At 43.5% G+C, this 16,241-nt stretch carries 17 protein-coding genes; 5 read left to right on the forward strand and 12 right to left on the reverse strand.

All coding sequences use genetic code 11. From position 1 onward, the window contains the following. Positions 1 to 4: 4 nt before the first annotated feature. Together ACS8FA_RS15270 and ACS8FA_RS15275 are read right to left on the reverse strand one after the other, a co-directional pair. The gene (locus ACS8FA_RS15270) at positions 5 to 1,660 is read right to left on the reverse strand and encodes a leucyl aminopeptidase (RefSeq protein WP_439264585.1); all 1,656 of its coding nucleotides are present in this window, start codon (positions 1,658 to 1,660) and stop codon (positions 5 to 7) included. A 225-nt stretch (positions 1,661 to 1,885) separates the two neighbouring features. Continuing rightward, positions 1,886 to 2,503 carry a cysteine hydrolase family protein gene (locus ACS8FA_RS15275; RefSeq protein ID WP_439264583.1) on the reverse strand — a complete coding sequence of 206 codons (618 nt, stop codon included), beginning with the start codon at positions 2,501 to 2,503 and terminating at the stop codon, positions 1,886 to 1,888. A 493-nt stretch (positions 2,504 to 2,996) separates the two neighbouring features. Between ACS8FA_RS15275 and ACS8FA_RS15280 the strand changes: the two genes are divergently transcribed. Beyond that, positions 2,997 to 4,313 carry an LPS export ABC transporter permease LptF gene (locus tag ACS8FA_RS15280; RefSeq protein WP_160021374.1) on the forward strand — a complete coding sequence of 439 codons (1,317 nt, stop codon included), beginning with the start codon at positions 2,997 to 2,999 and terminating at the stop codon, positions 4,311 to 4,313. Continuing rightward, positions 4,313 to 5,521 carry an LPS export ABC transporter permease LptG gene (gene lptG / locus ACS8FA_RS15285; RefSeq protein WP_160021375.1) on the forward strand — a complete coding sequence of 403 codons (1,209 nt, stop codon included), beginning with the start codon at positions 4,313 to 4,315 and terminating at the stop codon, positions 5,519 to 5,521. The genes ACS8FA_RS15280 and lptG overlap by 1 nt, the downstream gene beginning before the upstream one ends. A gap of 120 nt (positions 5,522 to 5,641) precedes the next feature. Here the strand turns inward: lptG and ACS8FA_RS15290 are convergent, their stop codons facing one another. Then, on the reverse strand, positions 5,642 to 6,262 hold the full coding sequence (locus tag ACS8FA_RS15290; RefSeq protein WP_414559803.1) for a class I SAM-dependent methyltransferase: 621 nt from the start codon (positions 6,260 to 6,262) through the stop codon (positions 5,642 to 5,644). 241 nt (positions 6,263 to 6,503) lie between these two features. Between ACS8FA_RS15290 and ACS8FA_RS15295 the strand changes: the two genes are divergently transcribed. Next, entirely contained in the window at positions 6,504 to 6,947 is a 444-nt protein-coding gene (locus tag ACS8FA_RS15295) for a PH domain-containing protein (RefSeq protein ID WP_439264580.1), read from the forward strand. Positions 6,948 to 7,010: 63 nt separating this feature from the next. On the opposite strand, the gene ACS8FA_RS15300 is transcribed toward ACS8FA_RS15295, so the two are convergent. From ACS8FA_RS15300 to recN, 7 genes are all read right to left on the reverse strand, one after another. Further along, positions 7,011 to 7,340: a DUF3817 domain-containing protein gene (locus ACS8FA_RS15300; protein WP_439264578.1), complete on the reverse strand. Its 330-nt coding sequence runs from the start codon at positions 7,338 to 7,340 to the stop codon at positions 7,011 to 7,013. A 68-nt stretch (positions 7,341 to 7,408) separates the two neighbouring features. Further along, a complete protein-coding gene (gene xerD, locus ACS8FA_RS15305) occupies positions 7,409 to 8,347 on the reverse strand; it encodes a site-specific tyrosine recombinase XerD (protein ID WP_160021378.1) in 939 nt (312 codons plus the stop codon). 66 nt (positions 8,348 to 8,413) lie between these two features. Next, on the reverse strand, positions 8,414 to 8,740 hold the full coding sequence (gene tusA / locus ACS8FA_RS15310) for a sulfurtransferase TusA (RefSeq protein ID WP_102092648.1): 327 nt from the start codon (positions 8,738 to 8,740) through the stop codon (positions 8,414 to 8,416). Positions 8,741 to 8,832: 92 nt separating this feature from the next. After that, the gene (locus tag ACS8FA_RS15315) at positions 8,833 to 9,327 is read right to left on the reverse strand and encodes a hypothetical protein (protein WP_439264575.1); all 495 of its coding nucleotides are present in this window, start codon (positions 9,325 to 9,327) and stop codon (positions 8,833 to 8,835) included. Between the two features lie 86 nt (positions 9,328 to 9,413). Then, positions 9,414 to 9,905, reverse strand: coding sequence for a Holliday junction resolvase RuvX (ruvX, locus tag ACS8FA_RS15320; protein WP_439264717.1), 492 nt, complete (start codon positions 9,903 to 9,905; stop codon positions 9,414 to 9,416). Between the two features lie 140 nt (positions 9,906 to 10,045). Beyond that, the gene (locus ACS8FA_RS15325; protein WP_101204671.1) at positions 10,046 to 10,609 is read right to left on the reverse strand and encodes a YqgE/AlgH family protein; all 564 of its coding nucleotides are present in this window, start codon (positions 10,607 to 10,609) and stop codon (positions 10,046 to 10,048) included. Between the two features lie 167 nt (positions 10,610 to 10,776). Next, positions 10,777 to 12,456: a DNA repair protein RecN gene (recN, locus tag ACS8FA_RS15330; RefSeq protein WP_439264573.1), complete on the reverse strand. Its 1,680-nt coding sequence runs from the start codon at positions 12,454 to 12,456 to the stop codon at positions 10,777 to 10,779. 766 nt (positions 12,457 to 13,222) lie between these two features. Between recN and ppnP the strand changes: the two genes are divergently transcribed. Together ppnP and rlmB are read left to right on the forward strand one after the other, a co-directional pair. Then, positions 13,223 to 13,558: a pyrimidine/purine nucleoside phosphorylase gene (gene ppnP / locus ACS8FA_RS15335; protein ID WP_057757729.1), complete on the forward strand. Its 336-nt coding sequence runs from the start codon at positions 13,223 to 13,225 to the stop codon at positions 13,556 to 13,558. 221 nt (positions 13,559 to 13,779) lie between these two features. Further along, entirely contained in the window at positions 13,780 to 14,550 is a 771-nt protein-coding gene (gene rlmB, locus ACS8FA_RS15340; RefSeq protein ID WP_102078746.1) for a 23S rRNA (guanosine(2251)-2'-O)-methyltransferase RlmB, read from the forward strand. Here the strand turns inward: rlmB and coaE are convergent. Both coaE and ACS8FA_RS15350 read right to left on the reverse strand, forming a co-directional pair. After that, on the reverse strand, positions 14,513 to 15,199 hold the full coding sequence (gene coaE, locus ACS8FA_RS15345; protein ID WP_102078745.1) for a dephospho-CoA kinase: 687 nt from the start codon (positions 15,197 to 15,199) through the stop codon (positions 14,513 to 14,515). The genes rlmB and coaE overlap by 38 nt on opposite strands. 141 nt (positions 15,200 to 15,340) lie before the next feature. Then, complete coding sequence (locus ACS8FA_RS15350) at positions 15,341 to 16,240, reverse strand: prepilin peptidase (protein ID WP_439264715.1); 900 nt, start codon at positions 16,238 to 16,240, stop codon at positions 15,341 to 15,343. Between the last annotated feature and the right edge of the window lies 1 nt (position 16,241).

Raw genomic sequence — 16,241 nt, forward strand, 5'->3', positions numbered from 1 at the left:
TGGATTAAGCCATCTCTGCGCTGTTTTTTAGATATTGCATAAACAGTGGTACAGGACGTCCAGTGGCTGCTTTGTCTTTGCCTGAGTTCCATGCAGTACCAGCGATGTCTAAATGGGCCCATGCTTGACCTTCTTCAATGAAACGCGACAAGAAGCAGGCGGCAGTTACCGCGCCAGCACCTTTACCACCGATGTTTTGCATATCAGCGATTGGTGAGTCAAGCTGAGCTTGATATTCATCATCCAAAGGCATATGCCAAATAAGATCGCCTGATAGGTTACTGGCATTTTCTAAATCAAACAGGACATCTTCATCATTACTAAATACTGCTGAACGAACATGGCCTAGCGCAACCACACAAGCGCCAGTCAAAGTGGCAACATCGATGATGGCTTTTGGCTGATAACGCTGCACGTAGCACAAGGTATCTGCTAGTACTAAACGACCTTCGGCATCAGTGTTCAAGATTTCAACTGACTTACCATTCATTGCTTTAACGATATCGCCTGGACGCGTGGCATCACCTGATGGCATGTTTTCAGCACAGGCTAGCGCACCAACGACGTTGATTGGTAGACGTGCTTCACATAAGGCTTTGATTGTACCAAGTACTGACGCCGAACCACCCATGTCAAACTTCATCTCGTCCATCGCCGCACCTGGCTTGATTGAAATACCGCCTGAATCAAAGGTCACGCCTTTACCGACTAATACGATAGGTGCGTCGTCATTGGTCACTTGTGCATTGTCATTGCTATTTTTGCTTGCATTTTTAGCTGACTTTTTGGTTGGTAGTTTATCCGCCAATGCTTTTAAACCACTTACTTTTGCGTTGCTAGTAGTTTGCTCGGTAGTGCCTGCATTTGAACTAAATTCTGATTTACCACGGTATTCCATGAGCACCAGCTTACCTTCTTTGGTAGAGCCTTGTGCAACGGCCAAGAAGCAATGCATACCTAGCGCTGACATCTCGTCTTCACCTAGTACTTTCACGGTTAATAGGTCAGGATACGTTTTTGCAAGTTCTTGAGCTTGTTCAGCCATATAAGCTGGGAAGCAAATATTACCAGGCTCATTGGCCACATCACGAGTAAGGCTCTGACCAGCAAATACTGATTGAGCAAATGCTAGCGCAGGCTGTAGTGACTCATCAGCTAATAGATAGACATCAGTCAATACAGGACTCGCTTGCTCAGACTTATACTTGTCAAAGCGGTAGCTTGCTGCCAATAGATTAAGGACAAATTGACCAAAGTGGTTTTCTTCTAGTGCATCACCCAAGGCGACAGTGATAGAAGATACACGCTTTTGTGTGCTGCTATAGATAGTGTTGGCGATTTTTTGCAGCACTGTGTTGTTGAACTTATCAGTGTTACCTACACCGACCAATAGCAGTTGTACAGGGTTTTGCTTAGTGGTTTTTTTATCACCTGCCAGCGCATAATCAGCAACAGTCTCACAAGTAGTACCCTTGAAATGTGATACTTCAATCAGCTGCTCAATGCGAGCGGTATATTCGGTCAGCACAGATTCAGCCAGAATGTTTTTCTTGTCATCGACCAATACAACCAGACAAGCATCGTCTTTACTTTTGGCTTCTTTTTTCAGGATTTTCTGCGTATGGGTCTTTGGTAAATGCTGAGATAATTTGATATTCATATAGTTATCCTTATTAGAGTTATGAAAATTGCAGGATTTGGATGACTGCTTATACCTGTCAGATTATTAGATTATTTGGTCTGTTGAGCAATCACAGTAGTGTAGCATATTGCGATAATCGTGCGCAGTTAGCAAGCCTTAGGTAATACGTTTGACTTATTATGCTGTGCTAACTTACGCTATGGTTTAGCGGTTACATTATCATTTTTCGATGATGCCAACATACTAGTCATTGACCAATTCGTCGGTCGTTACCATCGTGGCAAACCTGTCTTGCAGTGCTGCCATGCTAGTATCATGCATGATTTCAGCGCTTATCGGCTCTCTAGTAGCACTAGGTAGATCGCGCGTGGCACAGGCATCATGGCAGACAAAACTATCAAAACCTAGGTCAAATGCGGCGCGGACGCTTGAGCTGACGCACATATGACTCATAAAACCCGCAAAAACAATCTGCTTTTTTTCTGCTGCTGAGATTAATGATTGTAATTGCGTATCATAAAAGGCATTTGGATGCTTTTTGGCAATCACTGTTTCGCCATCTTGCGGCTGCAACTGTTCGACGATCTCAACGTTAGCTGATAAAGGGTCAAAGACATTGCCATTTTCTGCACCGTGATGAGTTATGTGAAAGATAGGTAGATCTTGCTGACGCGCTTTATCGAGTACTAGGCGTGCATTGGCGATAGCTTTTGCCCCAGCGTCCCCTAATGGCATAGCGCCATCGACATATTCATTTTGATAGTCGATAAGAACGAGTGCGCAATTTGACCAATCAAGCGCATCAAAAGTGCCGCCAGCGAGTTCAAGTAGGGTAGAAGGTGTAGAGGTCGTTTTATTCATTAATATTATTCTCCGTTTGACGATATAAGTATATTTTTCTATCAGTCAGTCTAGCAATTAATAACAGAGATAAATGTTTGATGATACGAATGACAAACAAACCTTTCTAAAATAAATAAAGCAAAAACTTAGCGCTATAAATACTATCAATTCGATATAATTTGAGGTTTTATTAATTATTTATCCAATATTTGCTATATTTGTTACTTACTGTCAGTAATGCGCTCTCAGCAAGGTGTAGGTAATGTTTTCAAACACATTTCACAGCCATTTTTGGGCAAAACATGCTAGCATTAGCGGTTATATCTGTCGCTTGTGTTTATTGAGTATGACTAACCAGTCGCTTAGTAACGTTTACCGTTATTTGAGTATGTAGATGACCCATATCATGCTGGTGATATGTCGTCGTACGACCTAAATAGTCAATAAGCTCATCATCAATTGCGCACATACCAACCGTTTAAGAGTACCCATTGTGATATTACGCCGCTACATGACACAACAAGTTGCCTCGACCACTGCCTTAGTGTTGGGGTTTTTGGTAGTGATGATGCTTGGCGGTCGTTTGATACGCTATTTTGGCATCGCTGCTGAAGGTCGTTTGGACGTCAGCCTACTGTTTACTATCATTGGGTATAACCTACCGTATTTTTTAGAGCTCATTTTACCGTTAGCATTCTTTATCGCTTTGATGCTGGTATTTGGTCGCTTGTATGTTGATCAAGAAATGGCAGTGATCAATGCTAGTGGCGTGTCTCGAGGTCGGCTTGCTCGATTGATGACACCATTAATATTAGCGTTGTTCGTCGGCGAAGCGGCGCTATCTGTCGTTGGTAAGCCTTGGGGCGTACGCTCGTCTGAGGCTGTGTGGCAGCAGCAAGCATTGACCAGTGCGTTCGACTTGATTCGTCCGAACGAGTTTATCAGTAGCGGTAATTATCATTTATATGTGGGTAGTCTCAGCGATGATAAGAAAAAGTTGCAAGATGTGATATTGATACAATCAGAACCTGCTAAAAAAGGTGGTGCTGCTGAAGATGTCGATGCTAATGTCAATGCTACTAATATGAATAACACGATTGACAGCGAAACAGCTGAACAAATTGGCATCTCTGATATTCCAAAAGATATTATAAGTAGTGGTGCAAAGGACATCAGCAAAGACACGATCACGTTGGCTAAGCGTGCTGAGCAAGTAGATACTGGCAATAGCGGCGTGACTCAGTTGGATCTGTTCCAAGGACGTCGTTACGAAGTCGGCGCAGGCAGTCTGAAATATAATCAAGTCGCTTTTGATCGCTATCGCATCACCTTGACTGAATCTTCACAGGAAGTTATCACCGAAGACAATATTGAAACGCAAAAGATAGGACCATTGTGGCAGGCCGCCACGAGTAGCTCACCATCAGGCTCTAACAGTGCAATGCGTGCTGCACAAGGTGAGCTTGGCTATCGTTTGGCGCTACCATGGCTGATGATTATCGCGCCTATGTTGGCCGTGCCACTGGCGCAAGTCCGTCCGCGTCAAGGACGTTGGCTACGCTTGTTTCCTTCTATCTTATTATTTGTCAGTTGTGCATTAGGTATCATTTCGCTAAAAAACGCAGTGAGCAAAGACAGCATCAGCGTATGGGCATATGCATGGCTTATTTTAGGATTTATGGCATTGGCGCTTTATATGAATTGGGGTAGCCGTGTGCAACATCGACTGCGCTTTCGCAAACAAGAAAACAGGCTAGCCGCTGCCGCAACTAGTTCAGTTAGCGACATAGATAATCAGAACAACAGCTCACAAGGAGGGCAGTCTTAATGCGCTCTTTATTTGCTAAGTCAGCCAAGTCTAATCAATTGGCTAAAAAGCCTGCCAATCTAAAAGTCCTCAGTCGTTATGTCAAACTCAACGCTCTATTGGCTATTATCGCTGCCGTTATTGGTTTGTGGGCGTTGCAGCTGATTTTCTCTTATTTATCAGAGCTTGATTCGTTAGATGATAACTACACCATGGGCGAGGCGCTCAAATATATCTTTTATCGTTCGCCTTACTTTTTAGAGCAATTTATCCCAACGGGTGCGCTATTGGGTGCTGTCATAGGGTTAGGTTTGCTGGCCAATAAAAGCGAGCTGGTCGTCATGCGCGCGGCTGGGGTCAGTATTTATCGTATCGTCGGCTGGGTATTGCAGCCCGCTTTGATATTTGTACTATTGGCATTGGCTATCAACCAATTTGTCCTACCGTCTTCTAACCAATTAGCGAAACAGATTAATGATGAGGACAGTACCTCACTGGTCACTTCGGTACGCGGCTACTGGACGACACAACCACGATTCGAAACCGCAGAAGATGGCAGTGCTACACATGATGGTAGCGACGTTTTATATATTGATTATGCTGATGTAGCAGGCAATATTGGCGAAGTGAAACGCTGGCATTTGGATAACAACGGAAATTTGCAAACCGCTGTCCATGCGGAAGGTGGAAAGTATACTGGCCGTGAACCAATTGATGTGAATAGTGAAAAGCCAAGCGAGCAGTATCGTTACGAGTGGCAGCTAAATGATATGGTTGAGCTCTCTATCAATCAGGGCTTTGAGAGTAGCCAAGCTATTTCACCATCAGATACGTTAAGCTTACCTTTTGCCCCAGAGTCTGTCTATCTGCTAACGCGTAAGGCAGAAGATTTGTCATTGACGCAGCTGTATGAGCATCGCACGTTTATGCATCAGCAGGGCAATCGTTCTTTAGATCATGAAGTCGCATTTTGGCAAAAGCTACTATCACCATTATCGATATTGTCGCTGGTGATTGTCGCTTGCTCGTTTGTCTTTGGCTCGCTACGGACGCACAGCTTAGGCTTGCGTATCGTCGTGGCATTGTTGTTTGGACTACTATTTAGCTATATTCAAGACTTAGTCGGTTTTGTATCGCTAGCCACAGGTTTTTCACCAATGCTCATGGTGCTATTGCCGATTATCGGCAGCGCGCTATTGGGTGGATACTTGATAAAACGTCAGATGTAAAAAGACAATTGGTCATACCAAATAAAAAGCACGCTAAATTAGATTTAGCGTGCTTTCTTATGTCGATTTCAATTTAAGCTTCAGTTTAAATGGCTGAAACTCAATCAGGCAAAGCTAAAACTAGTCTTTGGTCGCCATCGTAATCGTATAGGTTTTACCTTGTTTGATTTTGTCGCTATTGCCAAACACTTCGGTAAACGAGCGTTTCACAAATTGGCGCAGACCGTTGATGGTGACGACATAAAAACGGCCACCTTTACGCATGCGTGCATAGGCATCGAGGAAGTATAAATAATGCTGCTCTTTACCGACTTTGGCTGGCAAGTTCGACATCACAAGGCTAAAGTCTTTATCTTTTGCCACATGATTAAAGCCATTTGATAAATGCACATCGACATTGTTTAGACCATTTTTCTCACAGTTACGACGTGCGTATTCTACTGCCATAAAATCTTTATCAATCAGCGTATGCTGACCATTCGGACATTCACGCGCTGCCGTCATACCAAGTACACCATAACCACAGCCCAAATCAATCGAATCATCATCTTGCTCAAAATCTACATAATCAAGTAGCATCAAGCTACCATCATCGAGCTTTTGCGGTGAAAAAATGCCCCACGTGGTCGCAAAATCAAACGGCTTACCCAGCACTTCTTGGCGAAAATTGATATCTTCGCGCCAGTGTTCGGCGTTTTTTAACAGGTCAGAAGGTGGCTTATGATTTAGTGGGTGGCTCATAGGATTCTCAGATGATGAATAGGAAAAAGGTAGTGCGCAGCCCAGTTAGGCAGCATGTATATCATGACGCACTTTAATAAGGGTATTGTAACGAGAAAAGGATGGGTTTGCAGCTATCTATTTATGGAACTGCATTTTGCTATGTCGTAAAAATTTTTAAGAAAAAATGCTAGAGATATTAGATAAGAGGTATCGCTTAAGATAGAATCAAATCTAACCTGATAGTCTCTAAGTGTTATTTATGCCAGACATTATATTCGTATCCAAAGTAGACTTCTGGCTTGCACTGTTACTTTGGGGTTTGAGTTTATTTACGGTGTCTGTTCCATTATGGCAGTGGAAGCGAGATGCTCAAAAATCCCTCATACAAACTATATTAATGACGGTTATTCTCATCCCTTTTGCAGCACTAATGCTCATCCCTTTTTTCGGTACTAAGTACATATTAACGAATGACCAACTACAAGTAGATAGTGGGTTCTCTGTTCAAAAAATTGAAATTACAGATATCACCTATATTACGCCGACTCGAAGTATGAGTTCTGCGCCAGCACTATCATTAGATAGGATTAAAATATTATATAACGATGAAGAAATACTAATTTCACCAAAAGACAAATCACGTTTTTATCGCGAGATACGGGCACGTAATCCTAGAATAGTGATAGATACAGCAGGCGAATAGAGTGTCATTATAGTTAGCCGCATTCAGCTATACATCGTTCTTGATATTGAAGGTTTCTTGAAACTACTTCCCCAAACTCTTCTTCAGTAAATGATCAAATATAAAGGGCCCAAATGGCAAAAATGAGCCAAGCACACCAGCAGGCAAAACCCAAAGCGGCATTCTTATTCTACTCGCGGTGATGATTAACACCATGACATAGGCAACGAATAATACCCCGTGCACTGGACCGACATAGCTTACCGCTTCTGGAATATCGAGCATATATTTGAGTGGCATCGCGATACCAAGTAACAATAGAAAAGACGTACCTTCTAAATAACCCATGATAGTGAGGTTTCTAAGTGCAGAGTTTTGACTCTTTGTTAAGGTAGACGGTTGAGCTTGCGACACGATATATTCCTTTTACAATCATCAATAATATTAGATTTCAATGCTGCCCATATGACAATATGGTAAGGCTACCCACGTGGATGATGCTCGGCATGTAATTTCTGCAATCTTGCCGTTGCAACATGAGTATAGATTTGCGTGGTGGATAAATCGCTATGTCCTAGCAATAACTGCACACTTCTTAAATCTGCACCATGATTGAGCAAATGCGTGGCAAAGGCGTGACGTAGCGTATGCGGGGATAACTCTTTATCGATACTGGCAACTTTGGCGTACTTCTTAAGTAGATACCAAAAGTTCTGCCGCGTCATATAGCCACCTTGCGCCGTCAAAAATACCGCTTGGCAATTGCCTGATTTTAAATGAGCAATCAAGTCGCCACGCCCATGAGACAGATAATCTTCCAATGCATCCGCTGCATATTCGCCGAGGGGCACCAATCGCGTTTTATTGCCTTTCCCCGTGATTTGTAGCCAGCCTGAGTTTAGATTCACTTGCTCTAATGAGAGGTTAATCAACTCACTCACCCGCAGACCGCAAGCGTATAAAACTTCTAACATGGCTTTATCACGGAGACCGAGCGCGGTGCCGGTATCAGGTGCAGCAAGTAGATTATCGACGTCAGCCTCGGCTAAGTCTTTTGGCAGCGGACGTCCGAGTTTTGGGCTTTTGATACGCTCACAAGGATTGTCTTCGCGCAAATTGCTGGCGATCATCCATAGATAAAACTGGCGCAAGCTTGAGAGCATGCGTGCTTGTGTACGTGGGGTTTTGCCATCTTGAGCAAGGAGTGACAGACAGTGCAGCACATCATCAGGCTGCCAGCGTGTCAGAGCGATAGGATTGGTCAGCTCGCAGGAGCGTAGGTCGCGGACGTACGCATTACGAGTACGCGTCGCTAGACCGCGTGCCAGCATGGCTTGACGAAACTCAGTCATATAAGCTGGCTCATCATCGACCGCCAATGCTTTAGGCTGTCGTTGTTGCACGGCACGATCACGGCTCATAGGATGATACTCAGGTAGGGGTTAAGTTAGCAATAACAGACAGTTATTAAAATAATGCCAAACTTATCATGCCATTTTTTTCTTAACCAGATAGCGATATAGCGTTACGCTTGCAGGCGTATCCTCATCGCTATCGATGGTGATTTCATCAGGATCAGCGTCTAAGCTCACGTTCTCAGCCAGTGTTTCTTGGCCTACTAGTTCATGACCTAAATGACGACAGAAATTTGGAATATCGCGCGTGGTAGCCGGATCTGTCGCCAATATTTCAATCACTTCACCGCCATCTGCTTTGCGAATGACTCGGTGTAGCATCATGACGGGCTCAGGACAGATCAGCCCTTGAGTATCTAAGTGATGGTGGATAGGCGTGTCTGGTATCGAAGTGGTCATAATCATTATCGTAAAGCTAAATAAGTGGGTTTAAGGACAAGTAGGGTAAATAGTTTGCTTAAGTACTTATCATGGCGTACTTTGTAGGTCTTCTATGCTTCAGTACTTTCAGCCTCTTCGTCGACTTCAGGTACATCAGCTACTTCTAAAAAGTTAAAAAATCGCTTAAAACTTACTTTAAATAAGAATGCCACGCCTAGCCAACAAGATAGCCCTAACCATGCAGTATCGGCAAAAATTAATCCACCAACCAATATAATAGTTGATACACCAATACTCATGGCAATCATCGACGGTTGATTTAAGCGATAACGATAAACGACCAATGCATCGTAAATAGTAATGGGTATCGTGAGGGCTACTAAGGCATAGGGCAAATTGTAAAATAACTGATAAAGCAGCTGGTTATCATGGAATGCTTTGATACTAGCAATCGTGCCAAAGACCACAAATGCAAAAATAGCCGCATAAATGAGATAAATCGCTATTTGGTTGGCACGCTGTGCGCCTTTAATACGGGCAATAGCAAGTGGAGCAAAACCATGCTGTGACTTATGTTGCGAAGATTGGTCTGAGACAGTGGTCATAGTAATCAGTCATTTATCCGTTGAGAGGTATGATGTATCGAAGTGACATTATAGCTGCACACGTGTCTTTTACCTATTTGGCTGCTTTATTCTGCTTTGATTGCATCGATAGCGATACTGCTATTAGGATCAGCAAAATAGGTCGACATCAGAATACAAGCGGAGATATCATCGATTGGGTCGCGTTCGTTTTTGATCCAACCATTGTCCCATGCTATTTCTCTTGCTTCGACTGAAGTCAGCCGCTCATCACACAGTGATATGGTCACTGGCAAATGTTGCTCCATCACTCTATGGGCTAGACGACGAGCGAATTTGTGTGCTCGTTTTGAAAGCATGGAGCTAGTGCCATCCATATTAAGCGGTAGACCGACCACGACTTGCGCCACGCCCCAGACTTTGATGATACCAATTAAATTGTCCCAATCTGGCTGGCCGTTATTCATTGCCAAAATGTCAAAGGCACGCGCCGTCTGCGTAATGGTATTACCGAGCGCCATGCCCATCTTTTTGACGCCGTAATCTAGTGCCAAGATAAGATGCGGCTTTACTTCTGGCTCGATAGTTTCAGCAGTGATATTGCTATCGTTATTAAGAGTATCAATACCAATATCAATGTCATTATCTATAGCGTCTGTGCTATTGGCTGTAAAAGTGCTATCTACCATAGTAATGGGTGTCCTTTATGTCTTTATCTAAATTCGCAGAGCGTATGATATTACGCATGACCTATGTCACTACTAAGATAGTCGAAATTGACTCCGATTTTGTCGGCTGCGATTTGCCAGCGTTCTTCAAACGGTGTATCAAATAATAAATTCAGATCAGCAGGGCAGACTAACCAGTCACCATTACTGAGCTCTTGGTCTAGCTGTTTTTTGCCCCAGCTGGCATGTCCGAGGCACAGTTGATAGTGACCGACGCCTTGGCCTGCGGCAATACGCTTTAGAATATCTTGGCTAGTTGTGATGCAAACGTTCTCTGAAATAGCAAAAGAAGACGCCCATTCTGGCTGACCAGTATGCAGCACAAAACCAACCTCCGGATACATAGGGCCGCCCTCTAATGCCACATCTTCCATCACCTGTGGATTGGTCACTTCAATATCTAAATCTTCTAGCAGTTTACCTACGCGAGATTGCTCAAGCGGACGATTGACCATCAGACCTAGCGCACCATGCTTGTCATGACGGCAAATATATATAAGTGCCTGCTCAAACCTTGGGTCTGACAGCTCGGGTGCTGCAATCAAAAAATGATGGGTCAAATTGGTTTTAGACATAGAAACAAACGCAACCTAATAATAAGGGTGAAAGACCACTATATGGTGATAATCAATAGAAAAGCAAGATTCGCACTAATTGCTACTGACCATCATACAGACTCAGCTAACCATCCGTTTTAATGAAAACGAATGATTATTTAACGTTAGATAGGTCAGGTAGAGCGTTATTTAACATCGGATAATAAGCTGCGGGCATGATCACGCGTGACATCAGTAATAATGACACCACCAGACATACGCGCCAGCTCGTCTACTTGCGCACTGTTGGTCAGTATGAGTAGCTCGCTTTCGGTCTGTTCTTGATGGTGCTTTTGTACCAAGATATGTTGATGCGCTTGCGCTGCGACTTGCGCTTGGTGCGTGATGGCCAGCAATTGCTGTGTTTGCCCAAGTGAGCGTAGCAGCTCGCCAACCACTTGTGCAGTACCGCCACTGATACCGACATCGACCTCATCAAATACCAACATAGGCTTGGCGGCGTTGTTATCAGCATTGGTCGCTTGTAAGACTTGCATCACGAGTGCCATACGTGACAGTTCACCACCTGAGGCGATTTTATGTAGGGGCTGCATTGGCATACCGACATTGGCGCTGAATAATAAATCAATATCGAAGCAACCTTGGGCATTGTACTGACTAGGTTCGGTTTTTTTGGTAAAGACAAATTCACAGCGAGCATTGGGTAGCGCAAGCGGTTGTAGTTGTTTGATGAGTTGCTTACTAATTATCGGAGCAGCTTTTGTGCGCTCTTTATTTAACTGTGTGGCCAGAGCGAGATAGTCTTGCCAAGCCTGCTCAATTTGCGCTGCCATTGCATCACTGCTTGGCTCGTTCTCTAGCTGCTCTAATTGCGCTTCCCAACCTTTTGCTTCATGAATTAAATCACTGGCTGGCAAGCTATGCTTACGTGACAAACGATGTCCTAAGCTGATTAAATTGTCTAGTGTTTGCAGGCGTTCAGGATCAGGTAGCTGCTGTTCGGCATAATCTGATAGCAGGGCAGTCACTTCAGTGATTTGCTGCTGTGCTAAATGGAGCTGTTCGGAAGCTTGTTCAAACGTTTGACTAACGCTTACTTGATTGTCACAGAGTTTGATCGCTTGTCCGAGCAAGGTCATGACGTCTGGCTCATCGGTATCATTGTCGAGCAAATACAGACCATGACTGGCCTCTTGCATTAACGCTTCAATATTGGAGAGCTCTTCGTGTTCAGATTCAACTTCTGCGTAATCCACAGCCAATAACGGCGCAATATCTGCTAATTGGCTTTGCAACAACTGAATACGATCTTGACGCTGGGCTTCGCGGCTCGCGATGTCGTCCGCGCGACGTTTTAGCTGCTGATAGGCTTGATAGCTACTGGTAGTTTGGTTGGCTAGCGGTGTTATCTGGGCCATCTCATCAAGCCATTGCACCACAAATTGCGGCTTGAGCAATGCTTGCTGAGCATGTTGGCTATGTATATTGACCAATAAAGTGCCTAAACTCTTTAGCTCCGCTAAGCTAACCGGTGAACCATTTAGCCATGCTTTTGAGCGGCCAGTATTGCTTAATTGTCGACGAATAAGTACTTCAGGTTCTTCTAGCGGTCGATCATTTTTGGCAAACCAGTCAGCGACGACGCTATTATTTTCTACATCGAATTGAGCGTAGATATCCGCATGCGCAGCGCCATGCCTGACCATCGCACTGTCTGCTCGCTCACCGACACATAGTGATAGTGCATCTAGCAATAACGACTTGCCAGCACCTGTTTCACCAGTGATGACATTAAAACCTTCAGCCACGCTCAGCTCATGCTGAGCAATCAACGCAAACTGATGTAAAGTTAACGATACTAGCATCAACGCCTCTCAGGACAGACAATGGACATCATATAAATCTTAGGAAGCCATCTATAAATAGGGTAAATAAGGAAGTGAAAATATCTATTTAAACTTGCTAATTAGATAAATATTGTAGGCAAATAGTATGGTGTTAAATGTGCGTAAATACAAACTTTAAGACGAGGTATAACAGAATTTATTATTGGAAGATTACCATAAAACTATTAAAAACTGACAATAAATCATCGACATAATACCTATAATATTAATCATTAGGGTCATTGGATATCCAAAGATAAGCATAGTATGAGAAGAAGTATTTTGACTGATAACGATAAAAAAATACCTAAGTTAGTGGCCTAGCATCCGCCTAGAAAAATACTAAATAAATATTAAATGAGCGAATGGGATACTTGCCATCAAATAGAATTTTCCTAGTCGCTTTAACAAACTTTATAGATATAATGTGGTAGCATAATCTCACATAATGATAAACTCTTCTTATGAGTTTGATGCGCGATGCAACCTAATAACGAGTCATAATTTTGTAAAATTGTAGGCGTATAGTGGTGAAAAATATGCCACTCAATCATTATTCAAAAGCGTTTTCATAGAACCTGTGGCTACCTTTAGCGCGCAGATATCTACTATAGAGGGATAAGGTGCCTAAAGCAGGCGTGTTTGCTTACTGGTCGCGTATTCGAAGCCCAGTGCAACTCTGTCGGTACTTTAACCCGTTACTTATTTTTTAGTTTTGCCATAATTATTTGATAAGGAAGCCACTATGACAGCGGCGCAATTTACTAACGTAACAGTTAATGCCCAAGCGACAGTATCTTATGATGGTCGCTGCTCAAGCCATACCATTATGTTTGAGGATGGTCGTCATAAAACGCTAGGCGTTATCTTACCTTGTGACAACTTGGTTGAGCATTATCACTTTAGCACCAATACCTCTGAGCGTATCGAAATCACCAGTGGTGAGTGTGAAGTGAAGATCAATGGTGACGATGAATTCAGCTACTACCGTGCAGGTCAATCATTTGTCGTTGAAGGCAATAGCGGTTTTAACCTACGTACTGAAGAAATTGTTCAATATGTCTGTCATCTAGAAGGCTGATATTATTAATAGGGCGCTCAAGCTTTCATTCTAGCGCCTGTTCTATCACACATTAGTGTTTCGAGAAAATAAACAATATCGGATTGGTATTGTTTATTTCTTTTTTGACGTTTGGTTTACTGTTCTCTCATCATCAATGAGCTATGACATTTAAAGCCGACGTTATCCTCTTTTATCCCGTCGCCTAGTGCGATATCCACTTTATATTTAGTAGGCCTATTATGGCAAAACCCATTTATTTTTACGGCATTCATGCCATTGATGCGTTACTTGAACATCGTCCTCTTGATGGTCTTAGTTTGTTTGTGCAGCAAGGGCGTGAGAGTGACAGTCATGTACAAGCTATCATGGCCGAAGCGGAAGCAAACGGCATTAGCATTCAACCAACCCAAAAAGACAAGCTAACGCAATTATGTGGTAGTCCGCAGCATCAAGGCGTGGTGCTCAATGCTCGTCCGTTAGGTTTCGCTGATGAAGGTTTGCTTGATACTATTATTGGCCGTGAACAGTGCTTATTATTGGTACTAGATCAAATCACAGATGCACATAACTTTGGCGCTTGCCTACGTACCGCAGTGGCTATGGGTGTGGATGCAGTGGTTTGTCCAAAACACCATGCAGCGAGCCTAACGCCAACAGTCGCCAAAGTATCAGTTGGCGCAGCAGAGATGATGCCGATCGTCAGCGTTACCAACTTAGCACGCACGTTGTCGCAAATCAAAAATGCAGGCGTTTTCGTATTTGGTACGGCACTTAGTGAAGAGGCTAAACCAATACATGCCGCTGACCTAACTGGAAAGACTGCTATCATTATGGGTTCAGAAGGAGAGGGTATGCGTCGCCTGACAATGGAAAGCTGTGATGAGTTGGTTTATATTCCAATGTCAGGAAACGAGCATGGTAACTTGCAAAGCCTAAACGTGAGTGTTGCTACTGGCATGGCATTGTATGAGGTTAATCGCCAGCGAACTTTAGCTGCTGGGCAAGCGTAAGGTACTCTTGGTGTAAAGGTTCTAGTTGTAGATATAGAGAGGCAAGGTCGCTCTCATTGAGTATGACATTGTCTGCATGACGATTACGCTCTTCACGACTCAGCTGATTGGTCATAATGGCCTTAATTTTTTGTATGCTTTGATCATCACGCTGACTGGCACGCGCAAGCTGCGTGTCTTCGGTGGCATCCATGACTAAAATACGTTGACATAAATTAGCCAGTCCTGCTTCTGCCGCCTCTATAAGTAGGGGCGCAGACAAGACTATATACGGTGAAGTACTAGCATCTAGCTGTGCCTTTGCTGTCTCACGTATCGCTGGGTGAGTGATAGCCTCAAGCTCAATCAGCGCTTCAGGATTTGCAAATACGTGTGTACGTACAGCAGCCCTATCCATGACACCCTCATCCGTCAGTATCCAATCACCAAACTTTTTCTGGATTTTCTGCAGAGTGGTGCTACCTTTAGCGACAGTCTCATGGGCGATCACGTCTGCATCAATAATATCGATGCCTTGCTCAGCAAACCAAGCACTAGCGGCAGATTTGCCACTACCGATACCACCCGTCAAACCAACCACGAGCTTCTTATTTTTTGGTTGCGTGGTTTGTGGTTGGTGTGAATAAGAGTGCGATATATTTTTTGACATAATAGTGGCTTATCTGATAGATAGAACAATGAATGCAGCTTTGAACTCACAATCGGCCTTGTAAAGCTTTACTTATGAGTCGCTGCCGAAAATTTCCTACAATGATATTTACTACAATAATCTAATGTGCGCTGTCAGTTATTAGACATACATACCGAGATACCAGCTGACGATATCTGAGCCGTATAATAAGGCAGCAATACCTGCAATAGCGATATAAGGCCCAAAAGCAAAAGGTCGGCTTTCACCCTGTTTTTTCATCAAGATCAGCCCAACGATAGAGCCGAGTAAAGATGATATTAGAATAATCAAAGGTAACATCATAGGTCCGAGCCAAGCACCTAATACTGCTAGTAATTTAAAATCCCCTTGACCCATTCCATGTTTTTTAGTTATTAAGTAAAACACCTTGACTACTATCCATAGCGACAGAAACCCAAATAATAATCCCCATATGGATTGTGTTGGCGAGACAAACCAGCCTTGCGAGTTCACGGCCAACCCTAAGCCCGCTAGAGGGAAGGTTAAGCGATCGGGTAATAACTGGGTATCGAAATCAATACCCGTTAACGCAACCAATGTCCATACCAGTACCAGTGCAGATAAGCCTACTACACCGACACCGAATTGATAAATTACCAATACTGATAGCAAAGCGGTGATGAGCTCAACAATAGGGTAGCGTATACCAATGGGTGCTTTGCAGTCTGAGCACCGCCCACGCAGTGAAAGCCAGCTTATTAAAGGTATGTTTTCATACCATTTGATTTTATGAGCGCAATGCGGACAGCGTGAGGCTGGGCGACTTAAAGTAATCGGTTGGTCAGTAGCGACAATATTTGCTATGGGTAGCGTATGCTCGCGTGGCATATCTGCCTGTTCAGACATAAACTGGCTACACTCCTGTCTCCAACCATACACCATCATCAGCGGTATGCGATGAATCACAACATTTAAAAAACTACCAACGCAAAGACCTAATAGGCCAAACACGAATAAAGCTAGGGTGATGTTTTCTTGTAGTAACTGTATAAACTGCATC

The sequence above is a fragment of the Psychrobacter sp. 1Y1 genome (genome assembly GCF_051847395.2).
In the GTDB taxonomy this organism is placed as follows: domain Bacteria; phylum Pseudomonadota; class Gammaproteobacteria; order Pseudomonadales; family Moraxellaceae; genus Psychrobacter.

Excerpts from the sequence above, each read along its gene's own strand:
- lptG (WP_160021375.1), top strand. The coding sequence starts at position 4,313 with ATGCGCTCTTTATTTGCTAAGTCAGCCAAGTCTAATCAATTGGCTAAA.
- ACS8FA_RS15280 (WP_160021374.1), top strand. The coding sequence starts at position 2,997 with ATGACACAACAAGTTGCCTCGACCACTGCCTTAGTGTTGGGGTTTTTG.
- rlmB (WP_102078746.1), top strand. The coding sequence starts at position 13,780 with ATGGCAAAACCCATTTATTTTTACGGCATTCATGCCATTGATGCGTTA.
- ACS8FA_RS15350 (WP_439264715.1), bottom strand. The coding sequence starts at position 16,240 with ATGCAGTTTATACAGTTACTACAAGAAAACATCACCCTAGCTTTATTC.
- ACS8FA_RS15325 (WP_101204671.1), bottom strand. The coding sequence starts at position 10,609 with ATGTCTAAAACCAATTTGACCCATCATTTTTTGATTGCAGCACCCGAG.
- ACS8FA_RS15275 (WP_439264583.1), bottom strand. The coding sequence starts at position 2,503 with ATGAATAAAACGACCTCTACACCTTCTACCCTACTTGAACTCGCTGGC.
- ACS8FA_RS15270 (WP_439264585.1), bottom strand. The coding sequence starts at position 1,660 with ATGAATATCAAATTATCTCAGCATTTACCAAAGACCCATACGCAGAAA.
- ACS8FA_RS15295 (WP_439264580.1), top strand. The coding sequence starts at position 6,504 with ATGCCAGACATTATATTCGTATCCAAAGTAGACTTCTGGCTTGCACTG.
- recN (WP_439264573.1), bottom strand. The coding sequence starts at position 12,456 with ATGCTAGTATCGTTAACTTTACATCAGTTTGCGTTGATTGCTCAGCAT.
- ACS8FA_RS15290 (WP_414559803.1), bottom strand. The coding sequence starts at position 6,262 with ATGAGCCACCCACTAAATCATAAGCCACCTTCTGACCTGTTAAAAAAC.
- coaE (WP_102078745.1), bottom strand. The coding sequence starts at position 15,199 with ATGTCAAAAAATATATCGCACTCTTATTCACACCAACCACAAACCACG.
- tusA (WP_102092648.1), bottom strand. The coding sequence starts at position 8,740 with ATGACCACTTCGATACCAGACACGCCTATCCACCATCACTTAGATACT.
- ACS8FA_RS15315 (WP_439264575.1), bottom strand. The coding sequence starts at position 9,327 with ATGACCACTGTCTCAGACCAATCTTCGCAACATAAGTCACAGCATGGT.
- ppnP (WP_057757729.1), top strand. The coding sequence starts at position 13,223 with ATGACAGCGGCGCAATTTACTAACGTAACAGTTAATGCCCAAGCGACA.
- xerD (WP_160021378.1), bottom strand. The coding sequence starts at position 8,347 with ATGAGCCGTGATCGTGCCGTGCAACAACGACAGCCTAAAGCATTGGCG.